Annotated in this window: 29 protein-coding genes; 16 read left to right on the top strand and 13 right to left on the bottom strand. The window is 73.7% G+C overall.

Annotation, left to right across the window (positions count from 1 at the left end):
- Positions 1-49 precede the first annotated feature (49 nt).
- Together HGB54_RS01435 and HGB54_RS01430 are read right to left on the bottom strand one after the other, a co-directional pair.
- Complete coding sequence (locus HGB54_RS01435) at positions 50-352, bottom strand: DUF427 domain-containing protein (RefSeq protein ID WP_168914870.1); 303 nt, start codon at positions 350-352, stop codon at positions 50-52.
- Positions 353-392: 40 nt separating this feature from the next.
- Positions 393-986 carry a hypothetical protein gene (locus tag HGB54_RS01430; protein ID WP_168914869.1) on the bottom strand — a complete coding sequence of 198 codons (594 nt, stop codon included), beginning with the start codon at positions 984-986 and terminating at the stop codon, positions 393-395.
- Between the two features lie 36 nt (positions 987-1,022).
- On the opposite strand from HGB54_RS01430, the gene HGB54_RS01425 reads away from it, so the two are divergent.
- From HGB54_RS01425 to HGB54_RS01400, 6 genes are all read left to right on the top strand, one after another.
- The gene (locus HGB54_RS01425; RefSeq protein WP_168914868.1) at positions 1,023-1,517 is read left to right on the top strand and encodes a hypothetical protein; all 495 of its coding nucleotides are present in this window, start codon (positions 1,023-1,025) and stop codon (positions 1,515-1,517) included.
- 53 nt (positions 1,518-1,570) lie between these two features.
- Entirely contained in the window at positions 1,571-2,230 is a 660-nt protein-coding gene (locus tag HGB54_RS01420) for a DUF1684 domain-containing protein (RefSeq protein ID WP_168914867.1), read from the top strand.
- A gap of 292 nt (positions 2,231-2,522) precedes the next feature.
- A complete protein-coding gene (locus tag HGB54_RS01415) occupies positions 2,523-4,118 on the top strand; it encodes a DEAD/DEAH box helicase (RefSeq protein ID WP_168914866.1) in 1,596 nt (531 codons plus the stop codon).
- Between the two features lie 44 nt (positions 4,119-4,162).
- On the top strand, positions 4,163-5,374 hold the full coding sequence (locus HGB54_RS01410) for an IS4 family transposase (protein ID WP_168914865.1): 1,212 nt from the start codon (positions 4,163-4,165) through the stop codon (positions 5,372-5,374).
- A gap of 319 nt (positions 5,375-5,693) precedes the next feature.
- Complete coding sequence (locus HGB54_RS01405; RefSeq protein WP_168914864.1) at positions 5,694-6,185, top strand: GNAT family N-acetyltransferase; 492 nt, start codon at positions 5,694-5,696, stop codon at positions 6,183-6,185.
- 47 nt (positions 6,186-6,232) lie between these two features.
- A complete protein-coding gene (locus HGB54_RS01400; protein ID WP_168914863.1) occupies positions 6,233-6,757 on the top strand; it encodes a GNAT family N-acetyltransferase in 525 nt (174 codons plus the stop codon).
- A gap of 52 nt (positions 6,758-6,809) precedes the next feature.
- Here the strand turns inward: HGB54_RS01400 and HGB54_RS01395 are convergent, their stop codons facing one another.
- Positions 6,810-7,352: an NUDIX hydrolase family protein gene (locus HGB54_RS01395; protein WP_168914862.1), complete on the bottom strand. Its 543-nt coding sequence runs from the start codon at positions 7,350-7,352 to the stop codon at positions 6,810-6,812.
- Between the two features lie 116 nt (positions 7,353-7,468).
- Here HGB54_RS01395 and HGB54_RS01390 point away from each other — a divergent pair, with 116 nt between their 5' ends.
- Genes HGB54_RS01390 through HGB54_RS01380 form a run of 3 tightly spaced genes read left to right on the top strand, consistent with a single transcriptional unit; the run spans position 7,469 to position 13,793 of the window.
- Entirely contained in the window at positions 7,469-8,116 is a 648-nt protein-coding gene (locus HGB54_RS01390; protein WP_168914861.1) for an alpha/beta hydrolase, read from the top strand.
- 44 nt (positions 8,117-8,160) lie between these two features.
- On the top strand, positions 8,161-12,966 hold the full coding sequence (locus HGB54_RS01385; protein ID WP_168914860.1) for an Lhr family helicase: 4,806 nt from the start codon (positions 8,161-8,163) through the stop codon (positions 12,964-12,966).
- A gap of 29 nt (positions 12,967-12,995) precedes the next feature.
- Positions 12,996-13,793 (top strand): Fpg/Nei family DNA glycosylase, encoded by a 798-nt coding sequence (locus HGB54_RS01380; protein ID WP_168914859.1) that lies wholly within the window; start codon positions 12,996-12,998, stop codon positions 13,791-13,793.
- A gap of 58 nt (positions 13,794-13,851) precedes the next feature.
- Here HGB54_RS01380 and HGB54_RS01375 read toward each other — a convergent pair whose 3' ends face one another.
- On the bottom strand, positions 13,852-14,382 hold the full coding sequence (locus HGB54_RS01375; protein WP_168914858.1) for a hypothetical protein: 531 nt from the start codon (positions 14,380-14,382) through the stop codon (positions 13,852-13,854).
- 87 nt (positions 14,383-14,469) lie between these two features.
- Between HGB54_RS01375 and HGB54_RS01370 the strand changes: the two genes are divergently transcribed.
- A complete protein-coding gene (locus HGB54_RS01370) occupies positions 14,470-15,021 on the top strand; it encodes a thermonuclease family protein (RefSeq protein WP_168914857.1) in 552 nt (183 codons plus the stop codon).
- 49 nt (positions 15,022-15,070) lie between these two features.
- Here the strand turns inward: HGB54_RS01370 and HGB54_RS01365 are convergent, their stop codons facing one another.
- Genes HGB54_RS01365 through HGB54_RS01355 form a run of 3 tightly spaced genes read right to left on the bottom strand, consistent with a single transcriptional unit; the run spans position 15,071 to position 16,355 of the window.
- Positions 15,071-15,796 (bottom strand): SOS response-associated peptidase, encoded by a 726-nt coding sequence (locus tag HGB54_RS01365; protein ID WP_168914856.1) that lies wholly within the window; start codon positions 15,794-15,796, stop codon positions 15,071-15,073.
- 8 nt (positions 15,797-15,804) lie between these two features.
- Positions 15,805-16,104 (bottom strand): Dabb family protein, encoded by a 300-nt coding sequence (locus HGB54_RS01360; RefSeq protein ID WP_168914855.1) that lies wholly within the window; start codon positions 16,102-16,104, stop codon positions 15,805-15,807.
- A complete protein-coding gene (locus HGB54_RS01355; RefSeq protein ID WP_168914854.1) occupies positions 16,101-16,355 on the bottom strand; it encodes a glutaredoxin family protein in 255 nt (84 codons plus the stop codon). Before HGB54_RS01355 ends, HGB54_RS01360 begins: the two co-directional genes overlap by 4 nt.
- A gap of 36 nt (positions 16,356-16,391) precedes the next feature.
- On the opposite strand from HGB54_RS01355, the gene HGB54_RS01350 reads away from it, so the two are divergent.
- Positions 16,392-17,174, top strand: coding sequence for an HAD family hydrolase (locus HGB54_RS01350; protein ID WP_168914853.1), 783 nt, complete (start codon positions 16,392-16,394; stop codon positions 17,172-17,174).
- Positions 17,175-17,301: 127 nt separating this feature from the next.
- On the opposite strand, the gene HGB54_RS01345 is transcribed toward HGB54_RS01350, so the two are convergent.
- From HGB54_RS01345 to HGB54_RS01335, 3 genes are all read right to left on the bottom strand, one after another.
- Positions 17,302-17,400 carry a 30S ribosomal protein bS22 gene (locus tag HGB54_RS01345; RefSeq protein WP_003792170.1) on the bottom strand — a complete coding sequence of 33 codons (99 nt, stop codon included), beginning with the start codon at positions 17,398-17,400 and terminating at the stop codon, positions 17,302-17,304.
- Positions 17,401-17,530: 130 nt separating this feature from the next.
- Positions 17,531-17,725: a helix-turn-helix domain-containing protein gene (locus HGB54_RS01340; protein ID WP_168914852.1), complete on the bottom strand. Its 195-nt coding sequence runs from the start codon at positions 17,723-17,725 to the stop codon at positions 17,531-17,533.
- 129 nt (positions 17,726-17,854) lie between these two features.
- Positions 17,855-18,361, bottom strand: coding sequence for an ArsR/SmtB family transcription factor (locus HGB54_RS01335; RefSeq protein ID WP_168914851.1), 507 nt, complete (start codon positions 18,359-18,361; stop codon positions 17,855-17,857).
- A gap of 69 nt (positions 18,362-18,430) precedes the next feature.
- Between HGB54_RS01335 and HGB54_RS01330 the strand changes: the two genes are divergently transcribed.
- Positions 18,431-19,879 (top strand): TrkH family potassium uptake protein, encoded by a 1,449-nt coding sequence (locus HGB54_RS01330; protein ID WP_168914850.1) that lies wholly within the window; start codon positions 18,431-18,433, stop codon positions 19,877-19,879.
- Positions 19,872-20,543: a potassium channel family protein gene (locus HGB54_RS01325; RefSeq protein ID WP_168914849.1), complete on the top strand. Its 672-nt coding sequence runs from the start codon at positions 19,872-19,874 to the stop codon at positions 20,541-20,543. Before HGB54_RS01330 ends, HGB54_RS01325 begins: the two co-directional genes overlap by 8 nt.
- Positions 20,544-20,554: 11 nt before the next feature.
- Here HGB54_RS01325 and HGB54_RS01320 read toward each other — a convergent pair whose 3' ends face one another.
- Entirely contained in the window at positions 20,555-20,923 is a 369-nt protein-coding gene (locus tag HGB54_RS01320) for a hypothetical protein (protein WP_168914848.1), read from the bottom strand.
- A 136-nt stretch (positions 20,924-21,059) separates the two neighbouring features.
- Entirely contained in the window at positions 21,060-21,887 is an 828-nt protein-coding gene (gene proC / locus HGB54_RS01315) for a pyrroline-5-carboxylate reductase (protein ID WP_168914847.1), read from the bottom strand.
- 62 nt (positions 21,888-21,949) lie between these two features.
- Between proC and HGB54_RS01310 the strand changes: the two genes are divergently transcribed.
- Positions 21,950-22,288 carry a cation diffusion facilitator family transporter gene (locus HGB54_RS01310; protein WP_168914846.1) on the top strand — a complete coding sequence of 113 codons (339 nt, stop codon included), beginning with the start codon at positions 21,950-21,952 and terminating at the stop codon, positions 22,286-22,288.
- A gap of 54 nt (positions 22,289-22,342) precedes the next feature.
- On the top strand, positions 22,343-22,699 hold the full coding sequence (locus HGB54_RS01305) for a hypothetical protein (RefSeq protein WP_168914845.1): 357 nt from the start codon (positions 22,343-22,345) through the stop codon (positions 22,697-22,699).
- A gap of 25 nt (positions 22,700-22,724) precedes the next feature.
- Here the strand turns inward: HGB54_RS01305 and HGB54_RS01300 are convergent, their stop codons facing one another.
- Positions 22,725-23,207, bottom strand: a complete 483-nt coding sequence (locus tag HGB54_RS01300) for a nucleoside deaminase (RefSeq protein ID WP_267237839.1) — start codon at positions 23,205-23,207, stop codon at positions 22,725-22,727.
- A gap of 24 nt (positions 23,208-23,231) precedes the next feature.
- On the opposite strand from HGB54_RS01300, the gene upp reads away from it, so the two are divergent.
- Complete coding sequence (gene upp / locus HGB54_RS01295) at positions 23,232-23,867, top strand: uracil phosphoribosyltransferase (RefSeq protein ID WP_168914844.1); 636 nt, start codon at positions 23,232-23,234, stop codon at positions 23,865-23,867.
- Positions 23,868-23,950 lie beyond the last annotated feature (83 nt).

The following is a 23,950-nucleotide window of genomic DNA, read 5'->3' as shown; positions in this document are numbered from 1 at the left end:
TCCCGCGCCTCTCGCGGTGGTCGTGCGGCGCGGTCACCCGCGCGATCCCCTACTCGGAGACGCTGACTTCCTTCCAGAAGGCCACGTAGTTCGAGTAGTCCTTGCCGACGCGGTCGAACGACGTCGGGATGGGGGTGGGGTAGCTCCACGCGCGGTCCTGCAGCTTCTGGCCGTCGACGACGACGGTGAAGTACTGCGTGTCGCCCTTCCACGGGCAGTGGTACGGCGTGGGGCTCTTCTCGAGCAGCTCGCTCTTGACGCTCGAGGGCGGGAAGTACCAGTTGCCCTCGATCTGGATGAGCTCCTCCTGCGGAGCCTCGGCGATGACGGTGCCGTTGACGTGAGCCTTCATGGTGTTCCTCCCGGGGGTTCGGTGGTCCTTCGGAGGAACGCTAGGCGGCGGGGCTGAATTCCCGCAGGACGACGAGCGCCTCCTCCTCGAGGCGCGCGCGGGCCTCGGCGACCGCCTGGGGGCCGGATGCCGCGGCGAGCGCGCGGCCGGCCGTCGAGGCGGTGAGCATGTGGCCGACGGCGCCGCGGAGGCCCTGGAACGCCGCGGCGGCCGCGGCGGCCTCCGGGCTCGTCGCGTCGATGCCGACGGCGCCGAGCGCGTCGATGACCGCGCCGGCGAGCAGCACGTCCTCGACGGGGAAGCCCTCGGGGCTCTGCAGCGGGGCGCCCGCCGCGACGACGGCGACCATGGTGCGCTCGCCGCGCTCGGCCTGCAGGGCGAGCAGTCGCTGGGCGATCGCGCCCGCCGACCCGAGCCGCGCGTCGACGACCTCGAGGCGGTGGGGAAGAGCATCCACCGGCACCGGCTCGGCGGCGATCGCATCGCACCAGACGAGCAGGTGGGCGGAGGAGCCGATGCGGCGAGCGCCGTCGAGGCCCACGTCGAAGCGCACCTGATAACGCTCCTGCGCGGCGGGATCGGCGGGGTCGAGCGGGGCGGACGGGGTCGCGGCGGCGGGTCGGGCGTCGGTCACAGGTCGATGGTAGCCAGCGGGCGCAGACTGGGCCCCATGCGCGTCACCCTTCGTCTTCTGCTCGACTGCCCGCCCGACGCGGCGTGGGAGGCGGTGCACTCCCCCGCGGTGTTCCGCGCCGTCTCGGGGCCGCTGACGCCGGCCGCCTCGCTCGAGCCGGGCGGGTTCCCCGAGCGCTGGGCCGACGAGCAGCACCGGGTGCGGCTCTCGATGCTCGGCGTGCTGCCGATGGGCTCGCAGCTGATCCGGCTGTCGGACGAGACGGTCGCCCTGCGCGGCGGCGGCGTCGAGCGCATCGTGCACGACACGGGCGGGCCGCTCTCGGGCGGGATGCGCGTGGTGCGCCGCTGGCATCACCGCATGGCCGTGCGCGACGACGGCCGCGGCCGCACGCGGTTCCACGACACGCTCGACGTGGGCGCAGGGCTCCTGACGCCGGTGGCCTGGATCGGGTTCTGGGTCTTCTGGCAGCTGCGCGCCCGGCAGCTGACGCGCCTCGCCCCGGGCTGGGCGCGGCAGTTCGCCGCCTGAGCGACGACCCGGAGTCGCGCGCCTCCTCCGCCCGGGCGGGGCAGACTGAACCCATGGCCGCCACCCCCGCTCCCGCCCCCGCCGCCCGCTCGGCGCTCGAGGTCGCGAGCTGGCGTCGGGCGACCTTCTCGATCTACGAGAAGGTGCGCCGGGCCACCGACCTCGAGTCGGCGCACGACCTGTGGCGGCGCGAGCGCGACCGGCTGTTCCTCGAGCACCCGGCCTCGCCGCTGCTGCCGGAGGACCGCGCGCGCTTCACCGGCCTGCGCGTCAAGCCCTACGACCGGGCCTGGCGGGTCGAGGCCGTCATCGAGGCCGCCGAGCCCGCATCCCTCGACGTGCCCACGGGCACCGACGGCGTCGTGCCCTTCGAGCGCATCGGCCTCGTGAGCGTGCCCGGCGTCGGCTCGCTCGACGTGTGGCGGCTGCGCAGCTACGGCGGCGGGCTGTTCATCCCGGTTCGGGATGCCCTCTCGCGCGTCGACGGAGGCACCTACGGCGGCGGCCGCTACCTCGTCGACTCGGTCAAGGGCGCCGACCTCGGGCCCGGCCGGGCCGAGGGCTCGATCACGCTCGACTTCAACTTCGCCTACAACCCCTCCTGCGCCTACGACCCGGCGTGGGCCTGCCCGCTCGCCCCGCCCGGCAACGTCGTCGAGGTCGAGATCCCCGTCGGCGAGCGCTACGGCGACGGGCGCGCGACGCTCGCGTGAGCGCGTCGGGCCGGTTCGCGGCGGCCCCACGAACGGGCCCGCGGAGGGCGACCTGCTACGGTTGAGGTACTTGCGAAGCCACGACGGCTTCCCTGCGTCGTAGAACGCCTCCTCTTCTCGCCCTCGCGCACTGACTCGCGCGCAGCGATTCGATACTTTCTCACGGCGAACTGATTGCGGCCACTGCCGCCGTCGCCATCCGAATCCCGTGCCGTCCCTCGCGACGAGCGCCGCGCATCCTGACCATCCGGTCCGCGTGCGCCGGGATCATGCATGCCCGAAAGGCACCACCATGAGCACCACTGCAACCTTCAGCGCCCTCGGCGTTCCCTACCCCCTCGTCGAGGTCCTCACCGCGCAGGGCAAGGTCGACGCCTTCCCCATCCAGGTCGACACCCTCCCCGACACGCTCGCCGGGCGCGACGTGCTCGGCCGCGGCAAGACCGGCTCGGGCAAGACCCTCGCCTTCTCCATCCCGATGATCGCCCGCCTCGGCACGCGCCTCGCCGGCGGCAGCCGCCGCCCCGGCCGCCCGCTCGGCATGGTGCTCGCCCCGACCCGCGAGCTCGCCACGCAGATCAACGCCGTGCTCGAGCCGCTCGCCAAGGCCTACGGCCTCACCACGACCACGATCTTCGGCGGCGTCTCGCAGAGCCGCCAGGTCTCGGCGCTGCGCGCCGGCGTCGACATCATCGTCGCCTGCCCCGGTCGCCTCGAAGACCTCATGAAGCAGAAGTTCGTGTCGCTCGACGCCGTCGAGATCACCGTGCTCGACGAGGCCGACCACATGGCCGACCTCGGGTTCCTGCCGGGCGTCACGCGCATCATGAAGGCCACCCCCGAGGACGGCCAGCGCCTGCTCTTCAGCGCCACCCTCGACAACGGCGTGGACAAGCTCGTCAAGCAGTTCCTGCACACCCCCGTCATGCACTCCGTCGACGAGGCCAACTCGCCCGTCGCCGCCATGACCCACCACGTGTTCGAGGTCGCCGGCGTCGACGAGAAGAAGCGCATGATCACCGCGCTCGCCTCGGGCCAGGGCCGCCGCATCCTCTTCATGCGCACCAAGCACCAGGTCAAGAAGCTCGCCAAGAGCCTCACCGAGCAGGGCATCCCCGCCGTCGACCTGCACGGCAACCTGTCGCAGCCGGCCCGCGACCGCAACCTCGCCGCCTTCGGCGACGGCAGCGTGCGCGTGCTCGTCGCCACCGACGTCGCCGCGCGCGGCGTGCACGTGGACGACATCGAGCTGGTCATCCACGTCGACCCGCCCATGGAGCACAAGGCGTACCTGCACCGCTCGGGCCGCACCGCCCGCGCCGGCTCCGAGGGCGACGTGGTCACCATCGTGCTGCCCGAGCAGCGCCGCGACACCGCGGCCCTGCTGAAGAAGGCCGCCATCTCGGTGCAGCCGCAGCAGGTCCACGCCGACTCGGCCTCCGTGCACCGCCTCATCGGCGACGTCGCTGCCCCCGTCGCCTTCGACGCGCTGCCCGCCGTGCTGCGCCGCCAGCCCGAGGGCGGCGGACGCTCGCAGGGCGCCAACGCCCAGCGCAAGCGCACCGCCCGTGAGGGCGCGCCCGCCGGTCAGGGCGGTCGCGGACGCGGCGGCAACGGCGGCTCCGGCCGCGGCGGACGCTCGGCCCAGGCCGGCTCCGGCGCCTCGACCGCGGGCGGCGAGCGCCGCCAGGCGGCTCCGGCCCGCGCGGCCGGCAGCACGCCCGTCTACCGCTCCGACGCCCCGCGCGCCGAGGCGACGGCCGCCGCGCCCCGCACCCGTCAGGGCTCGCGCCGGGCATCCTCGCCCAGCGGCAGCGGTCAGGGCGGCCTGCGCGTCGGCCAGGTCGTGCGCTCCGGCAGCACCGGCGGCCAGCGCCGCGGACGCTAGCCACAATACCGTTCAGTTAAGGGTTCGTGCGGTAGTTTTGGGGTATGCCTCGTTCTGGTTGGGTGAAGCCGGTTTCTGACCGCCGGTTGTCGGATTTGGTGTCGGTGGGTTTGCTGACACGGGTGTTTCCTGCGGAGGTTGTTGATCAGGTGATTGCTGATGCCGGGCGTACCGAGCAACGGAATCGGTCGTTGCCGGCGCGGGTGATGGCGTATTTCTCGATCGGGATGGCGTTGCACTCGGAGGGTTCCTACGAGGATGTGTTCGCCCAGCTGACGGATGGGCTGGCATGGTCCTCGGGCTGGGCCGAGTCATGGTCGCCGCCGTCGAAGTCGGCGATCTTCCAAGCCCGCTCCCGGCTCGGATTCGAACCCGTGCGTGACCTGTTCACCCGGGTGGCGCGCCCGCTGGCCAGGCCGGCGACACCGGGTTCGTGGTTGGCCGGACGAAGACTGGTCGCGATCGATGGCACGGTCTTGGATCTGGCTGACACGCCGGCGAATGTCGACTTCTTCGGCCGCCCCGCGTCGAGTCGGGGTGAGCATGCCGCGTTTCCGCAGGCCCGGCTGGTGGCGTTGGCCGAGTGCGGCACCCATGCCATCCTCGACGCTGAAATCGGCCCATGCACCACTTCGGAGATCGCGTTGTCTCGGGAACTGCTCGACAGGCTGGAGCCTGGAATGCTGGTGCTCGCCGACCGAGGCTTCTACGGGTTCACACTCTGGCAGCAAGCCGCGGCCACGGGTGCAGACTTGCTCTGGCGGGTCAAGACGAACCTGCGCCCGCGGTTTCGGGAAGCTCTACCCGACGGGTCATGGTTGGCGGAGATCATCCCCACCTCCGGCACCGACCGGAAGTCGACACCGCCGCTGAAGGTGCGGGTCATCGACTACACGATCGAGGACGGGAGGGAGAACCCCGAGTCGTATCGGCTGCTCACCACGATCCTGGATCCAGCCGAGGTGACCGCCGAAGACCTCGCTGCGGCCTATTCCGAGCGGTGGGAGATCGAGTCCACCTTTGACGAGTTGAAGACACATCAGCGTGGCCCCAGGGGCGTGCTGCGCTCCAAGTCTCCCGATTTGGTCCAACAAGAAATCTGGGGGCACCTGTGCTGCCACTACGCCATCCGCACCCTCATGGTCGACGCCGCCGCCCACGCCGGACGGGACCCCGACCGGGTCTCGTTCGTCGCAGCGCTACGCATAGCCCGCCGCTCAGTCGCCTCGGGCTCTTTTTCCCCCTCAGCGCCCTGACACTGCCGTCGCCGCATGGCGTCACGCCATCCTCAGCCTTCTCAAACGCCTGAACCCTGCGCGCCGACAGCGCTCAAACCCCCGCGTGATCAAACGCAAGATCTCCAAATGGCTTGCCAAACGCGACCACCACAGTCGTTGGCCACAACCCGCGAACAGTCCCCGAGTTCACGTTCAAACCCTTAACTGAACGGTATTGACGCTAGCCAGCACCCCGCACTCCTGAACGGCCCCGTCCCCGCCGCGCGCGGCGACGGGGCCGTTCGCGTGCGGTCCGTCGCTCCCCGCCCTGTTCCGACGAATCCTCTACACTCGGACGATGAGCGAGACAATCCGCCCCGCGACCGTCGACGACGCACCCGCCCTCGGCGCCCTGCACATGGCGTGCTGGCGCGAGGCCTACGCCGGGCACCTCAGCGCCGAGTTCCTGGCGCGGGCGACGCCGCAGTCGAGCGCCGACCGCTGGGTTCAGACGATCACCCGGGTCGTGGGCGAGGGCGGCTCCCCGCCCCTCCTCGCCGAGCTCGACGGCGCGCTGCTCGGCTTCGCCATGGGCGGCGCCGCCCGCGTCGACGACGCGCCCCGCGAGACCGAGCTGTACGCGCTGTACGCCCGCGCATCCGCCCACGGCACCGGACTCGGCCAGCGCCTGCTGGATGCCACGATCGGCGGGCGCCCCGCGTTCCTCTGGGTGCTCGACCGCAACCCGCGGGCGACGGCCTTCTACGAGCGCAACGGATTCCGCTTCGACGGCGCCACCGAGACGCTGCCCGACTTCGAGAACCAGCTCCAGCGGCGGATGGTGCGCTGAGCCGCCTCCCCGCCCGCTTCCCCGGCGAGCGCCGATACCCTCGGCCCGTGCCCGATCGCGCCACCCCCGCCTCCCGCTTCACGCTGCGCGAGGCCCGCCTCGACGACGCCCCCGCGCTCGGCGCCCTGCACATGGCGTGCTGGGCCGAGACCTACGCCGGCGTGCTCGACGCGGCCTTCCTCGCCGAGAACACCGTCGAGAGGGCGACCGCCGAATGGCGCGGGATGCTCGCCGCCGGCTCGGCCGAGCGCACGCTGCCCGGCTCGCGCATCCTGCTCGCGCTCGACGGCGACGAGGTCGTCGGCCTCGCCCGCAGCGCGCCGGCGGAGGACGCCGACGCCGTGCGCCCCGAGAAGCTCGACAGCCTCTACACCCGGGCCCGCACGCACGGCTCGGGCCTCGGCGCGCTCCTGCTCGACGGCGTGCTCGGCGACCGCCCGGCGTACCTCTGGATCGTCACGGCGAACGCGCGGGCCGAGCGGTTCTACGCCAAGCACGGCTTCGCGCTCGACGGCGCGGCGAACGTCTACGCGCCGTGGCACGACGCGCACTGCAGCCGCATGGTGCGCTGAGGCGCGGCCGGCGCCGAGCATCCCGAACCGGCGGGGCCGGCCGAGGCGACCACTACGGCAGCGCGCCCACCGAGGCGAGGGCCGAGCGCAGCAGCACGCCGCGGCCGCCCTCCATCTCGGCGACGACGCGCTCGGAGGCCGCCTCCTCCGGCGTGAGCCAGGTGAGCTCGAGGGCGTCCTGCCGCGGGTCGCACGTGCCGGTGACGGGCACGACGTAGGCGAGGGAGACGGCGTGCTGGCGGTCGTCGTGGAAGCGCGAGACGCCCGGCATCGGGAAGTACTCGGCGACGTGGAACGGGGTCGGCGAGATCGGCAGCTGCGGGAACGCCATCGGCCCGAGATCCTTCTCGAGATGGCGGAACAGCGCATCGCGCAGGGTCTCGCCGTACATGACGCGGCCCGACACGAGCGTGCGGGTCATCGAGCCGGCGGGGTTCACGCGCAGCAGCACGCCCACCTCGGTGACCTGGCCCATGCCGTCCACGCGCACCGGCACGGCCTCGACGTAGAGCAGCGGCAGGCGGCGCCGGATCTGCTCGAGCTCGTCGTCCGACAACCAGCCGGGGTTCGGGTCGGGGGTGCGCGTGTTCGACATGACCCCCATTCTCACCCGAAACCGTCGCCGCCCGGGGCCGCGCGCCCCGCGCCGTCGAGCGGGGGCCCGGTCGCGGCCGCCGCCGGGCATCCAGCCGGGACTGCCACGATGGCCGCATGAGCGCGATGCAGCTGATCGACGAGTCCGCCATCATGTGGTCGGCGCCGGCCGCCGAGCGCGCGGGCCGCCCGCTGCTCGTGCTGCTGCACGGCTACGGCAGCCACGAGGGCGACCTCTTCGGCCTCGCCCCGCACCTGCCGCTGCAGCCCGTCATCGCGAGCCTGCGGGCGCCGCTGCGCGAGGGGCTCGGCTACGCCTGGTACGCCCTCGACCCGAGTCTCAGCGCCGACCGGGCCGACGGCGCCGACGCCGCCGCGCGCGGGGTGCTGCACTGGCTCGACGGCCAGCAGGCGACGAGCGTGGGGCTGCTCGGCTTCAGCCAGGGCGCTGCCGTGAGCATGCAGTTGCTGCGCCACGCCCCCGAGCGCTTCGCCTACGCCGTCAATCTGGCCGGCTTCGTCGTGCCGGGCGAGGCACCGGCGGATGCCCGGCTCGCGGCCGCGCGCCCGCCCGTGTTCTGGGGACGCGGCACCCGCGACGAGGTCATCCCCGGCGCGTTCGTCGAGGCGACGCAGCGCTGGCTGCCGGAGCACGTCGAGCTGACGGAGCGCATCTACGAGGGGCTCGGGCACGGCGTGAGCGAGCCGGAGCTCGCCGACGTGCTCGCCTTCCTGCGACCCTTCTACCGCCCGAGCGCCGGCTGAACGCCGCCCAGCGCGGTGTCGGCGGTCGGGGGCATGATGAGCGGATGACCGAGCCCGACGCCGCCGCCGTGCTCGAGCGCTTCGCTCCCGCGACGCGCGAGTGGTTCTCCGGCGCGTTCCCCGCGCCGACGCCCGCGCAGCTCGGCGCCTGGGACGCGATCTCGACCGGTCGCCACGCGCTCGTCGTCGCGCCGACGGGCTCGGGCAAGACGCTCGCGAGCTTCCTCTGGGCGATCGACCGGCTCGTCGCCGAGGGCCCGCCGGAGGACCCGCGGCAGCGCACCCGCGTGCTCTACATCTCGCCGCTCAAGGCGCTCGGCGTCGACGTCGAGCGCAACCTGCGCTCGCCCCTCATCGGCGTGACCCAGACGGCCCGCCGCCTCGGCTCGGAGCCGCCGTCCGTCACCGTCGGCGTGCGCTCGGGCGACACCCCGAGCGCCGAGCGCCGCACGCTGCAGACCTCGCCGCCCGACATCCTCATCACGACGCCCGAGAGCCTGTACCTCATGCTCACCTCGAGCGCGCGCGAGACGCTCGACGGCGTGCGCACCGTCATCGTCGACGAGGTGCACGCCGTCGCCGGCACGAAGCGCGGCGCGCACCTGGCGCTGAGCCTCGAACGGCTGGATGCTCGGCTCGCGCAGCCCGTGCAGCGCATCGGCCTCTCGGCCACCGTGCGCCCGGTCGAGGAGGTCGCGCGGTTCCTCGGCGGCAGCACACCGGTCACGATCGTGCAGCCGCCCTCGACGAAGACCTTCGACCTGCGGGTCGTCGTGCCCGTCGACGACATGACGGCCCCGCCGCCCATGACGGACGAGGACGAGGGCGGCAGCAGCTCCGGCGCCCCCGCGACGCCGTCGATCTGGCCCCACGTCGAGGAGGACATCGTCGACCGGGTGCTCGAGAACCGGTCGACGATCGTGTTCGCGAACTCCCGGCGCCTCGCCGAACGGCTCACCGCGAGGCTCAACGAGATCCAGGCCGACCGGCTCGCGGCTGCGCGGCCCGAGGGCGAGCCGGACGAGGCCGCCCCCCTGCTGGCGCGCGCCCACCACGGCTCGGTGAGCAAGGAGCAGAGGGCCGATATCGAGGATGCGCTGAAGTCGGGCATCCTGCGCTGCGTCGTCGCGACGAGCAGCCTCGAGCTCGGCATCGACATGGGCGCCGTCGACCTCGTGATCCAGGTGGAGGCGCCGCCGAGCGTCGCGAGCGGGCTGCAGCGGCTCGGCCGCGCCGGCCACCAGGTGGGCGAGATCAGCCGCGGCGTGATGATGCCGAAGCACCGGCTCGACGTGCTGCACGCGACGGTGACGAGCGAGCGGATGCTCGGCGGGCGCATCGAGCAGCTGAGCGTGCCGGCGAACCCGCTCGACGTGCTCGCGCAGCAGACCGTCGCCCACGTCGCGCTCGAGAGCGCCGACATCGAGGAGTGGTTCGAGACCGTGCGCCGCAGCGCCCCCTTCGCGACCCTGCCGCGCTCGGCCTACGACGCCGTGCTCGACCTCTTGAGCGGCCGCTACCCGAGCGACCGCTTCGCCGAGCTGCGTCCGCGCATCGTGTGGGATCGCGTGAGCGGACAGCTCACCGGCCGCCCGGGCGCGCAGCGGCTCGCCGTGACGAGCGGCGGCACCATCCCCGACCGCGGGCTCTTCGGCGTCTACCTCGCGGGCGAGGGTGTCGGCCGCCGCGTCGGCGAGCTCGACGAGGAGATGGTCTACGAGTCGCGCGTCGGCGACGTCTTCGCGCTCGGCGCCACGAGCTGGCGCATCGAGGAGATCACGCACGACCGCGTCGTCGTCACCCCCGCGTTCGGGCAGCCCGGCAAGGTGCCCTTCTGGCGCGGCGACGGCCTGGGCCGCCCGGCCGAGCTCGGGCGCGCGCTCGGCGAGACGACGCGCGAGCTCGCGGCGGCGAGGCCGGATGCCCGGCGCGAGCGCCTGCAGGCCGCGGGTCTCGACGACCGCGCCATCGGCAACCTCGAGGCCCTGCTGGCGGAGCAGCAGGGCGCCACCGGCCAGCTGCCCACCGACTCGACCCTCGTCGTCGAGCGGTTCCGCGACGAGCTCGGCGACTGGCGGGTCGTGCTGCACTCGCCCTACGGGCTCGCGGTGCACGCCCCGTGGGCCCTCGCCATCTCCTCGCGCATCCGCGAGCGGCACGGCTTCGACGGCGCCGCGATCGCGGCCGACGACGGCATCGTGGTGCGGCTGCCCGACACCGAGGCCGAGCCGCCCGGCGCCGAGCTGTTCCTCTTCGACGGCGAGGAGCTCGCCGAGATCGTCACCGCCGAGGTCGGCGGCTCGTCCGTCTTCGCGAGCCGGTTCCGCGAGTGCGCGGCCCGCGCCCTGCTGCTGCCCCGCCGCAATCCCGGGCAGCGCAGCCCGCTCTGGCAGCAGCGCCAGCGCGCGAGCCAGCTGCTCGAGGTCGCGCGCGAGTTCCCGAGCTTCCCGATCGTGCTCGAGACGGTGCGCGAGGTGCTGAGCGACGTCTACGACCTGCCCTCTCTCACCGAGCTGACCGCGCAGATCGCTCGGCGCGAGCTGCGGCTCGTGGAGGTCGAGACGCCGAGCCCCTCGCCCTTCGCCCGCTCGCTGCTCTTCGGCTACGTCGCCGCCTTCCTCTACGAGGGCGACAGCCCTCTCGCCGAGCGGCGCGCCGCCGCGCTCAGCATCGACCCGACCCTCCTGGCCGAGCTGCTCGGCCGCGCCGAGCTGCGCGAGGTGCTCGACCCGGCCGTCATCGCGCAGACCGAGGCCGAGCTGCAGCGCCTCGCCCCCGATCGCCGCGCGAAGGACGCCGAGGGCGTCGTCGACCTGCTGCGCATCCTCGGCCCGCTGAGCCTCGACGAGCTGCGGCTGCGCACCGTCGACGGCGCCGACGTCGAGACCTGGCTCGCCGAGCTGACGCGCGCGAACCGCGTGCTCGGCGTCACGCTCACCGGCGAGCAGCGCTACGCCGGCGTCGAGGACGCCGCCCGCCTGCGCGACGCCCTCGGCACCCCGGTGCCGCACGGCGTGCCCTCGGCCTTCCTCGACCCCGTGCCCGACCCCGTCGGCGACCTCGTCGCCCGCTTCGCCCGCACCCACGCGCCCTTCGCCGCGAGCGAGGTCGCCGCGCGCTTCGGCTTCGGCGTCGCCGTCGTCGTCGACGCGCTGCGCCGTCTCGCCGCCGACCGCCGGGTCATCGAGGGCGAGTTCCGCCCCGGGGCGAGCGGCACCGAGTGGGTCGACGCCGAGGTGCTGCGCCGGCTGCGCTCGCGCAGCCTCGCCGCTCTGCGCAAGGAGATCGAGCCGGTCACGGCCGGCACGCTCGCCCGGTTCCTGCCCGCCTGGCAGCACGTCGGCAGCGCGGCCGCGGGCGAGCCGGGGCTCGGGGCCGCGCCGCGCGGCGCCGGTCGCGACGATCCCGGCGCTCCGGGCTCGGGCGGTGCCGGAGCGCGCGCGGGCCGCTCCTCGGCCACGGGTTCGGCCGCACGGCCCGCCGCCCGCCGCGGCGGCGCGCTGCGCGGCATCGACGGGGTGCTGCAGGCCGTCGAGCAGCTGCAGGGGCTCGCGCTGCCGGCCTCCGCGTGGGAGACGCTCGTGCTGCCGAGCCGCGTGCGCGACTACTCGCCGGCGTGGCTCGACGAGCTGACGGCCAGCGGCGAGCTCGTCTGGGCCGGGTCGGGCTCCCTGCCCGGCAGCGACGGCTGGATCAGCCTGCACCTCGCCGGGGTCGCGCCGCTGTCGCTCGAGGACGTGGTCGATGAGGCTCCGAGCGAGCGGCAGCAGGGCATCCTCGATGCGCTCTCGGGGGGCGGGGGCTTCTTCTTCCGGCAGCTGTCGAACGCCGTGGGCTCGACCGACGACGCCTCGCTCGTCGACGACCTCTGGCAGCTCGTCTGGGCGGGGCGGCTCACGAACGACACGCTCGCGCCCGTGCGCGCGATGCTCGGCGGTCCGGTGAGGTCGAGCGGGCGCCGGGCACCCCGACTCCGCGCCTACCGCGGGTACTCCCGCCCGACCGCCGTCATGCAGGCCGGCCCGCCGACGGCCGCCGGCCGCTGGTCGCTGCTGCCCGAGCGCGACGCCGACGCCACCCGGCGGGCCGCGCACCTCGCCGACAGCATGCTCGAGCGGCACGGCGTCGTCACCCGCGGCGCCGCCCAGGCCGAGGAGGTGCGCGGCGGCTTCGCGCTGCTCTACAAGGTGCTCGCCCGCATGGAGGAGTCGGGCTCGGTGCGCCGCGGCTACTTCGTCGACCGGCTGGGCGCCGCCCAGTTCGCGACGCCCGCCACGGTCGACCGGCTGCGCACCTACGCGCGCGACCCCGACGCGGCCCCCGCGCTCGAGGCGCTCGTGCTCGCCGCCACCGATCCGGCCAACCCCTACGGGGCCGCGCTGCCGTGGCCCGGGCGCGACCCGGTCGGCGAGGAGGCCGCGGGCGGCGAGAGCGCCGACGGCCCCGCCGCGGGGTCGAGCGCGGTCGCGGGGTCGAGCGCGGTCGCGGGCCCGGCCGGGGCATCCCCCGCCCGCACCGCGACGAGCATCGCGACGACCACGGCCCCGCGCGCCCCGCGCAGCGCGACGGCCCACCGACCCGGGCGCAAGGCCGGCTCGCTCGTGCTGCTCGTCGACGGCCACCTCGCCGCGTACCTCGAGCGCGGCGGCAAGACCGTGCTGACCTTCAGCGACGACGCCGCAGTGCTCGAGGCCGCCGCCGTCGAGCTCGCCGCCGTCGTGCGCGCACGGCTGCGCAGCCTGCGCGTCGAGCGCGTGAACGGCGAGAGCGCCTTCGGCACGCCCTTCGCCGAGGCGCTCGCCGCCGCCGGCTTCGTTGCCACCCCGCAGGGCCTGCGGCTGCGGGTGTGAGCGCCCGATGATGCGCGAGGGGGATGCCCGTGCCCGAGGGTGACACCGTCCACCGGGCCGCGCGGCGCCTGCACGAGGCGCTCGCCGGCCGCACCGTCGTGCGCTGCGACGTGCGCGTGCCGCAGTACGCGACCGTCGACCTCAGCGGCGAGCCCGTGCACGACGTCGTCGCGCGCGGCAAGCACCTGCTCATGCGCATCGGCACGACGACCGTGCACTCGCACCTCAAGATGGAGGGCTCCTGGCACGTCTACCGGCCCGGCGCCCGCTGGCGGCGCCCCGCCTTCGAGGCGCGCATGGTGCTCGAGGTCGGAGCGGCGCCCGGCGACGAGCAGGGCTGGCAGGCGGTCGGCTTCGCGCTCGGCGAGCTCGAGATCGCGCCCACCGCGCAGGAGGACGACATGGTCGGCTACCTCGGCCCCGACCCGCTCGGCCCCGACTGGGACCGCACCCTGGCCCTCGCCCGCCTCACCGCCGACCCGGCGCGCCCCATCGGGCTCGCCCTGCTCGACCAGCGCATCATCGCCGGGCTCGGCAACGACTACCGCAACGAGACGCTGTTCCTGCGCGGGGTGCTGCCCGAGACCCCGGTGGGCGAGGTGGATGCCGCTGCCGCGGTCGACCTCGCCGTCAGGCTCATCCGCGCCAACCGCGACCGCGTCGAGCGCACGACCACCGGCGACACGCGCCGAGGGCGCCGGCTCTGGGTCGCGCACCGGGAGCGGCAGCCGTGCCGCCGCTGCGGCACTCCGGTGCGGCAGGGCACCCTCGGCGACACCGCGCTCACCGAGCGGATGACCTGGTACTGCCCGAGCTGCCAGCGCTGAGCATCCCGGATCGGCGATATCGCGCGGCGCGCATCGCGCACCCGGAAGGGCCGAGCGCTCAGTCCGCGTCGACCTCGCGGCGGCTGCGCGGGCGCCACGCCGCCATCCGCAGCGAGGCGGCGGCGACGAGCGCGATCGCGCCGGCCGTCATGAGCGGGGCGGAGAGCGAGAACAGCACCTGCGGGATGACGTAATCGACCTGCCCCTCGGGCGGCGGCGTCGAGAACATCGACTGCGCGATCCACTGGAACGCGATGCCGGCGGCGACCACGAGCGATCCGAGCACCCACATGCCGCGCAGCCACGGGTTGCCCGCGGCGACGATCTCGTAGACCCGCTCGGGGCGGCCGGATTCGCCCGCCCGCGACTCCGCCCGGTCGGCCACCACGCCGGCGCCGGGGCTCGCCACGCCCGCGTCGAGCACCGGGCGCGCGCTGCGATCACGACGGTCGGCGGCGTCGCCGCGGCCCGTCCCGCTACTGGGCATCGGCGGCACGCCGGGCGCGCGCAGTGCGGGCGTCGACGCCCCCGCGCGCTGGAACACCTCGGGGAACCGGGGGTCGAGCGCCCCCGAACGATCCTCTGCCACGGGCATCCTTCCGACGCGGTCCGCTCCGACGCGGTCAGCCTAGACCGGGGCGCCGTCGACGCACCCGACCCCCGGTACAGTCCCAGAGTGCGCGCCTCCCTCCCCCTCGTCCTCCTCGGCGGCGCCCTCGCGCTGCTCTCCGGCCTGCAGGGCTGCGCCGGGGTGACGATCGGCGACGCCACGACCGCGGAGCGCGGCCGGGCGACGGACGGCCCGGGCGACGGCGGCGGCGAGGTCACCGCGGGCGGCACCGGCACGGTCGTCTCGATCACCGACGGCGACACCCTGCGCCTCGACGTCGACGGGGTCGAGCTGCGCGTGCGCCTCATCGGCGTCGACACCCCCGAGGTGCGCGACCCCGTCGAGTGCTTCGGCGCGGAGGCCACCGCGGCCCTCACCGCTCTCGCACCCGTCGGCAGCACCGTCGGCTACGCCTACGACCTCGACCCGCAGGACCAGTACGGCCGCGAGCTCATGTACCTGCGCACCGCCGACGGGCACGTCATCAACCTCGCGCTCGTCGAGCAGGGCGCCGGCCGCGCGGTGCTGTTCGAGCCCAACGACCAGATCTGGCCCGCCCTGCAGCAGGCCGAGGCGGATGCCCGTGCCGCGGGTCTCGGCCTCTGGGGCGCCTGCTGACCGCGTCGGCGACCGACGCCGCCACGCGTCCGCCGAGGCCGCGCGACTGCTAGCCGACCGGCTGGATCAGCTCCGGCCCATCGCCCCGCAGCGGCGCCACCGCGTGCAGCTCGAGCCGCTCGAGCACGGCGTCGCTCTCGTTGACGATCATCTCGACGAGGGCCTCGTCGCCCTCGATGGTCGGGTCGAGCCAGTCGTCCCAGGTCTCGCGCGGCAGCATGACGGGGGCGCGGTCGTGGATGCTCGCGGCCGGCCCGTGGGCGGCGCGCGTCAGCATGGTCGCGGTGAGCATCCAGGGGCCGGGATCGGCGCCCTCGGCGACCGGCGGCCGCCACCAGGAGTAGAGGCCGGCGAAGGCGAGCTCGCCCTCCTCCGGGTCGTGGATCCAGTGCGGGGTCTTGACGGGCTTGCCGTCCGGACCGGAGACCGTGTGCCACTCGTAGTAGCCGTCGGCGGGCAGGATCGCCCGCGAGCGCACGAGCGAGGGCTTGAACGAGGCCTTCTCGGCGACCGTCTCGCTGCGGGCGTTGAAGGTGGGGTACTTCGACGCGAGCTCCTTCGCGAAGCGCGGCACGAGCGACCAGCGCGCGCTCGTCACGAAGCGGGAGGGCACGCCCTCGGGGTCGTCCTTCGGCAGCCGGTCGACGACGATCGGCACCTGCTGGGTGGGGGCGATGTTCCAGCTCGGCGGCATGGCGACCGCGTCGACCTCATCGGCCTCGAAGTACCGGCCGAGCTCCTCGCCGCTCTTGGTGTTCGCGTAGCGCCCGCACATGGTCGCCCCTACAGCTCGACGTCGACGCAGACGCGCTCGGCCACGACCGAGCGGACGAAGGAGGCCGCCGCGAGGTGCTCGGGGTGGTCGGTGTAGGCGGCGAGCGCCGCGCGGTCGTCGTGCTCCGAGACGAGCACGACGTCCCAGTTCGACTCCGTGTCGCCGAGGTCGGCGCGCACGACGAGGGAGCGCAGCCCGGGCACGACCGAGGGCAGCGGCTCGAGGCGCTCGCGCATGCCAGCGAGGGCGGCGGCTCGCTCGTCGGGGTCGGTGCTCTGGAACGTCCAGCAGACGATGTGGCGGATCATGCGGTGGCCTCCTGCAGTGCGGAGCGGAGGCGGGCCGGGTCGACCCGCCAGATGGTGTGCACGGCGCCGTCGATGAGCACGACGGGGATCTCGTCCCAGTACCGGGCGTTGAGCTCGGGATCGTCGAGGATCGAGCGCTCCTCGAGGACGACGCCGTCGACCTCGCCGACGAGCGGTTCGACGATCGCGCGGGCGTCGTCGCAGAGGTGGCAGCCCGGCTTGGTCAGCAGGGTCACGGCGACGGCGGGCACCCGATCAGCCTACGGCGATGCCTATGCTGGTGGGTGATGTCCGCCCCTGAAGGAAGCGACGACGCCCCCACGGCCCCGCCCGTGCTGGCGTTCTTCGACATCGACAACACCCTGATGCGCGGCGCGAGCCTCTTCCACATCGGCACCGCGGCCTGGCGCCGCGGCTTCGTCACCGGGCGCGACGTCGCGAAGTTCCTCTGGCATCAGGTGCGCTTCACCGCCGTCGGCGAGAACCCCCGGCACCAGGCCTCCGCCCGCGCGGGTGCGCTGCGCATGGTCGAGGGGCGCACCGAGCAGGATCTGATCGAGCTCGCCAACGACACCTACGACCGCTCCATCCACCTGCGCCTCATCCCCGACGCCGTCGCCCTCGCCCACGAGCACCGCGACAAGGGGCACGAGGTGTGGCTGCTGAGCGCGACGCCGCAGGTCATGGCCGAGGTCATCGCCGAGCGGCTCGGGCTCACCGGCGGCGTCGGCACCCAGGCCGAGATCGTCGACGGCGTCTACACGGGCAACCTCGTCGACTCGCTCATGCACGGCCAGCGCAAGGCCGATCGGGCGGCCGAGCTCGCGCGCGACCGCGGGGCGCCGCTCGCCGACTGCTGGGCCTACAGCGACAGCCGTAACGACCTGCCGCTGCTGACGCTCGCCGGCAACCGCGTGGTCGTGAATCCGGATTCCGCGCTCGAGCGCCACGCCACCGCCGAGGGCTGGCCCATCCTCACCGCGAAGCCCGCGAGCGTGCGAGCCGCGCGCCGCCGCATCCGCCGCGAGGGCCGCACGGTCGCCCCCGAGGCGGCGCAGCCCCCGGCCTGAGCCGCTCGACCTGCGCCGCCGCGAGCGGCGTGCGAGCATCCCGCACGGCACCCGGACCGCACCGCCGGCACCGACACAAAAGCGCCCGACCCCTCGAGGTCGAGCGCTTCGTGACGGGCGGTGCGCCCTACTTCTTGTTGCGACGCTGGTGACGCGTCTTGCGCAGCAGCTTGCGGTGCTTCTTCTTCGCCATCCGCTTGCGGCGCTTCTTGATGACAGAACCCATGGAATACCTCTGATTTCGGTCTGAACGAACCGGTGGCCCGTTCAGACCCGGTCATGTACCGCAGAAGTCTAGCGCAGGCTCGAGGCGCGCCGTGCAGGGGCGGCCGCGGGATGCCCGGCGCGGGCCCGGCTCAGCCGACGTCGGCGATGCCCGGGCGCACGGCCGCGGCGACCGCCGACTCGGGGATGCGGAAGCTGCGACCGAAGCGGATGGCGGGCAGCTCGCCCGCGTGCACGAGGCGGTAGACGGTCATCGTCGAGACCCGCATCATGTCGGCCACCTCGGCGACGGTGAGGAAGCGCATGTCGCTGAGATCGCCGCTCATTCCTCGTCCTGTCATCCGGGGGCTCGCGCGACGACGGAGGGTGGCGCGCGTGGCAACCCTAGGTGCTGGTGGGGCGGGTGTAAAGACGCCCGAACGGGGGCGGTGGGCAGCACCGCGGGCGGAGACGGATCAGCCGTCGCCGCGGCGCCAGGGCAGGCGGCGCGAGACCTTCTCCTGCACGCCGTGCAGGCGCTCCTGCACCTCGTGCAGCCGCTCCTGCGCGCCGGTGAGGGCCTGCCGGGCCTGGTGCGAGGCCTCGGCGGCGCGGCGGCCGACGCTGCTGCCGGCCTGCTCGAGGTCGGCGTCGGCCCAGGCGGCGAAGACGGGCGAGGCGGGGCCGGCGAAGGCGTAGGCGTCGTCCTCGGCGAGGAAGGGGATGATCCAGTCCTCGATCGTCTCGAGCGGGGCGGTGTCGATCGAGTAGAAGCGGTGCTGCCCCTCCTCGCGCGCGTGCACGAGGCCGTGCTCGCGCAGCACCTTGAGGTGCTTCGAGACCGTGGGCTGCGTCGCGTCCATGCGCTCGACGAGCTCGCCGACGCTGAGCTCGCCGGGGCCGTCCTCCCCCGTCGCGTCGCGCAGGTGCTGCAGCAGTTCACGACGGGTGCCGTCGGCGATCACGTCGAAGATGTCGGCCATAGCGACTAACCTAATCCAGCGCCGGGCCGGAGTACCATGACAGCGGCCTGCGGGCCCCGAGGAGGGACGATGTCCACTGCGACCCGTCCGGGTCTGCGCCGCGATCAGCGCGTCGGCCCGCTGCGCCAGACGCGGCAGGCGATCGTCGGGCTCACGACCTCCTCCCCGGCGCGGTTCGCGATCCTCGTCTTCACGGCGCTCATCCTCATCACCACGGTGCTGCTGACGCTGCCGATCGCGCGCGCGGGCGAGCGCAGCGGCACGCCGCTCGCCGACGCCCTGTTCACGGCCGTCTCGGCGATCTGCGTGACGGGCCTGACGACGGTCGACATGTCGACCTACTGGTCGCCCTTCGGCAACGTCGTGATCATCCTCGCCATGCAGGTCGGCGGCATCGGCGTGCTCACCATCGCGAGCATCCTGGGCCTCGTCGTGGCGCGCCGCATGGGCCTGCGGGCGAAGCTGCTCGCGGCATCCGACACGAACCCCTCGCGCGTGCACTCGGGACCGGTCAGCGAGTCGCAGGCGGTGCGGCTCGGCGAGATCGGCACGCTGCTCGCGACCGTCGCCATCAGCGCGATCGTCATCGAGCTGGCGATCTTCGCGCTCGTCTTCCCCCGGCTGCTGCTCGTCGGCTTCGACCTCTGGACGGCGATCTGGCAGGGCTTCTACATCTCGCTCTCCGCCTTCACGAACACCGGCTTCGTGCCCTTCTCCGCGGGAATGGAGCAATTCGCCGCCGACCCGTGGATGCTCGGGGTGCTGTCGATCGCCGTCTTCCTCGGCGCGATCGGGTTCCCCGTCATCTTCGCCCTGGCCCGCTGGGTCAAGCGCCGCCAGAAGCTCAGCGTGCACGCCCGCCTGACGCTCGTCGTCACCGGCATCCTGCTCGTCATCGGCTGGGTCGCGATCGGGCTGCTGGAGTGGGACAACACCCGCACCCTCGGCGGGCAGGAGCCGATCGTGCGCCCGATGACGGCGTTCTTCACCTCGATGATGTCGCGGTCGGGCGGCCTGTCGACGGTCGACGTCGGCGAGATGAACGGCTCGACGCTCATGGTGCTCGACATGCTCATGTTCGTGGGCGGCGGCTCGGCATCCACCGCCGGCGGTATCAAGGTGACGACGCTCGCCGTGCTGTTCCTCGCGGCGATCGCCGAGGCCCGCGGCGTGAAGGACATGGAGGCGTTCGAGCGCCGCATCCCCGTCGACGTGCTGCGCCTCTCGGTGAGCATCGTGCTGTGGGGCGCGACTATCGTGGCGACCTCGACGATCATCGTGCTGCACATCACGAAGGACCCGCTCGACTACGTGCTGTTCGAGGTCATCTCGGCGTTCGCCACCTGCGGGCTCTCGACGGGGCTCACCGGGCCCGACCTCGAGGAACCCGCGAAGTACGTGCTCGCGGCGACGATGTGGGCCGGGCGCGTTGGTACAGTGACCCTCGCCGCGGCGCTGGCCGCGAGCGAACGGCGACAGCTGTTCCGCCGACCGGAGGAGAGGCCCATCGTTGGTTGAGAGGATCCGCCACGACGCGCCCGTGCTCGTCATCGGCCTGGGGCGCTTCGGCGCCGCCACCGCCGGGCAGCTGCAGCGGCTCGGTCGCGAGGTGCTCGCCGTCGACGAGAACCCCGACCTCGTGCAGAAGTGGTCGGAGCGCGTCACCCACACGGTGCAGGCCGACGCGCGATCGGTGGATGCTCTGCGCCAGATCGGCGCGGGCGACTTCTCCATCGCCGTCGTCGCCACGGGCTCGTCGATCGAGTCGAGCGTGCTCATCACCGCGAACCTCGTCGACCTCAAGATCCCGCAGATCTGGGCCAAGGCGATCAGCCAGTCGCACGGCAAGATCCTCGCCCGCATCGGCGCGAACCACGTCATCTACCCCGAGGCCGAGGCCGGCGAGCGCGTCGCCCACCTCGTCTCGGGCCGCATGATCGACTTCATCGAGTTCGACGACGACTTCGTGCTCGTGAAGATGTACCCGCCGAAGCCCATCCGCGGCCTCTCGCTCACCGACTCGAAGGTGCGCTCGAAGTACAACATCACCGTCGTCGGCGTGAAGAGCCCGGGCAAGCCCTTCACCTACGCGACCGAGCAGACCGTGGTGTCGAACCACGACCTCATCATCGTCTCGGGCACCGAGGGCGACATCGACCGCTTCGCCTCGCTCGACCACTGATCACGCGGCGCTCAGCCGCTCATCCCCTCCTCGATCCACTCGCGGATCTGCTCGCGCTGCTCCTCGGTGAGGGCGCCGAGACGGTCGCCGCGCTCGCCCGGTCCGCTGCGGCCGTCGTCGCCGAACGCGCCGCCGCGCTCGACCGCACCGGCGAACCCGACGGGGCCGGGGCCGGGCAGGTGCCGGCCGACCAGCGCGCCGGTGCCGAAGGTCGCGGCAAGCAGCAGCGCGCCGCCGACGGCGATGCCCGCGATGGCGAGGGCGCGCGGGGCGCGGGACGGGGTGGGAGCGGCCACCGGGGAGACCGGGGAGGTCGGGGCCGGCGCGGCGTCGGCGCGCTCCGGCTGGTCGGGGTCGGCGGGGGTGGTCGGAGCGCTCATCGCGGGTGCCTCTCGGTCCGGCCCGCGCTCGTCGCGGGGACGGCATCCACCCTCGGACCGCGCGCTATGCGCACCGCCGGTCTGCACTATGCCCGGGTCGAGCGAGCGCTATGAGGAGTCGAAGAGCCGGGTCGGCTCAGGCGCCGGCGGCGAGCTCGCGCGCCCGGGCGAGCGCGGCCTCGGCGGCGCGGGTGAAGAGCTCGGCGAGCTCGGCCTGCTGCAGCACCGCGACGGCGCGCTCGGTCGTGCCCTTCGGGCTCGTGACGCGGCGGCGCAGCTCCTCCGGGTCGTCGTCGGAGGCCTCGAGCAGCGCGGTCGCGCCGAAGAAGGTCTGCTGCACCATCAACCGCGCGACGCCGTCGTCGAAGCCCATCGCCTCGGCGGCCCGCGTGAACTCCTCGACGAGCAGGAAGACGTAGGCGGGGCCCGAGCCCGAGATCGTCGAGAGCGCATCGATCTGGCTCTCGGGCAGCTCGATGACGGTGCCGACGGTGCGGAACAGGTCGTCGGCGAGCGCGAGATGCGCGGCCGTCGCTCGCGCGCCGCCCGAGATGCCCGTGACACCGCGACCGACGAGGGCGGGCGTGTTCGGCATGGCGCGCACGACGGCGTTCGGCACGACGGCCTCCATGGCGGCGGTCGGGATGCCGGCCGCGACGCTCAGCACGAGCGCCTCCGGGTGCAGGGCGTCGGCGATCTCGTCGAGCACGGCCACGATCTGCGCGGGCTTCACGCCGAGCAGCACGAGCCGGGCATCCCGCACCGCCCAGCGGTTCGCGTCGGCCTCGTGCTCGGTCGCCCGCGCGTCGACGCCCTCCGCGCGCAGCGCCGCGGCCGAGGCCTCGGAGCGCGTCGTGACGCGCACGGCGCCCGTCTCGACCTCAGGGCGGCGCAGGCCCTGCAGGATCGCGCCCCCCATCGATCCGGTGCCGATGATGGCGATGGACGGCAGTGGGGTGCTCATGCCACGAGTGTAGGTTGGGCGGTCACACCGACGAGCGGCATCGACGACGAGAGGGTGAGTGCATGAGCGCAACGGGCTGGAACCGATTCGGCGCACGGGGGGTCGACCCCCAGCAGGCGCAGGCGATCCGCGAGGTGCTCATCGGCACCCCCGGGGTGCAGACCGTCGGCGAGGTGATCGTGCACCGCGTCGAGAGGGGCGGGATGCTCGTCACCGCGACCCTCGGATTCGGCCCCAGCACCCCCAACGCCGACGTCGTCGCCGTGCTGCGCGAGGTCAAGCGCGGCATCCGCGCCGCGATGCCCGAGGCGAACGCGATCGTGCTCGAGCCGGAGGTCGCCGCCCCGCGCGACGACCAGGACCCGCCCACCGACACGATCGTCATCCGCGGCGCCGACTGACCTGAGGACCAAGGCCCCTGTGCCGGGGCGGCGCCGCGCCGATATGGTAGCGGCATGGATGTCGTCTTCTCGTTCCTCGTCGTCGCCCACTTCATCGGGCTCGCCGCGATCGTCGGCCCGTTCCTGCTGCAGATGCGCAAAAACGGCGACTTCGCGACCGGCGCGCTGCTCGCCGGCGCGGGCGTGCAGCTCATCACCGGCATCGCCATGACGGGCCTCGCCGAGCCGCTCGACTACGACCTCGACTACGGCAAGATCATCACGAAGCTCGTCATCGGCATCGCCGTCTTCGTCGCCGCCCTCATCGGCAACCGCAAGGCCAAGAAGAGCAACGACCGCTCGGTCAAGCCCTTCTTCCACGCCGCGGGCGGGCTCGCGCTCGTCAACGTCGTGCTCGCCGTCTTCTGGTAGTCGGCGCGCGGCCCGTCGCCCGCGGTCAGGGGCGGCGGTCGGGCCGGCGATCGGCGAAGAAGGCCGACAGCAGGGATGCGCACTCCTCCTCGAGCACGCCCCCGACAACCTCGGCCACGCGCAGGGGCAGGCGCCGCTCGCGCAGCACGTCGAGGGCGCCCCCGGCGGCTCCGGCCTTGTCGTCGTAGGCGCCGAAGACCACGCGGGCGGCGCGGGCCGAGAGGATGGCGCCCGCGCACATGACGCAGGGCTCCAGGGTGACGACGAGCGTGCATCCCTCCAGGTTCCAGTCGCCGTAGCGGCCCGCCGCCGCGCGCAGGGCGAGCACCTCGGCGTGCGCAGTGGGATCGCCGTCGGCCTCGCGGGCGTTGCGGCCGCGGCCGATCACGAGGCCCGCCGGGTCGAGCACGACGGCGCCGACCGGGACGTCGTCGGTGGCGAGGGCCGCGCGGGCCTCGACGAGCGCCTCGCGCATGGCCGCGCGGTCGATCTCGCGCACTGCGGTCATGGCATCCTCCGTTAGATTGAGCCTATGCGAGTGCATGTTGCCGACCACCCTCTGATCACCCACAAGCTCACGGTGCTCCGCGACGAGAGGACGTCGTCGCCGACGTTCCGCGCCCTCACCGAGGAGCTCGTGACCCTGCTGGCCTACGAGGCCACCCGAGACGTGCGCGTCGAGGAGGTCACCATCCAGACGCCCGTCACCCAGGCCGTCGGCGTCGCGATCAGCGAGCCGCGCCCGCTCGTGGTGCCCATCCTGCGCGCCGGCCTCGGCATGCTCGAGGGCATGGTGAAGCTCATGCCGAGCGCCGAGGTCGGGTTCCTCGGAATGGTGCGCAACGAGGAGACGCTCGAGCCGAGCGTGTACGCCGAGCGCCTGCCCGACGACCTCTCCAACCGCCAGTGCTTCGTGCTCGACCCCATGCTCGCCACCGGCGGCTCGCTGCTCTCGGCGATCGAGTACCTCTTCGCCCGCGGCGCGCAGGACGTCACCTGCGTCTGCATCCTCGCCGCCCCCGAGGGCCTCGCCGCGATCGAGAAGGCCGTCGAGGGCCGCGACGTCACCATCGTGCTCGGCGCGCTCGACGAGAAGCTCAACGAGCACGGCTACATCGTCCCGGGCCTCGGCGACGCGGGCGACCGCCTGTACGGCACGGTGCACTAGGTCCCCGACGCCGGAGCCCCGGTGGGGCATCCCCTCGCCGCTCGCGACCGCCGTCGTGTTGCGCCGTGTTGCACGCCCGGCCC

Origin of the sequence: Microcella flavibacter (assembly GCF_012530535.1) — a bacterium.
In the GTDB taxonomy this organism is placed as follows: Bacteria; Actinomycetota; Actinomycetes; order Actinomycetales; family Microbacteriaceae; genus Microcella; species Microcella flavibacter.
The sequence above is the reverse complement of the archived record's forward strand: the minus strand, read 5'-3'. Positions and strand labels throughout refer to the sequence as shown.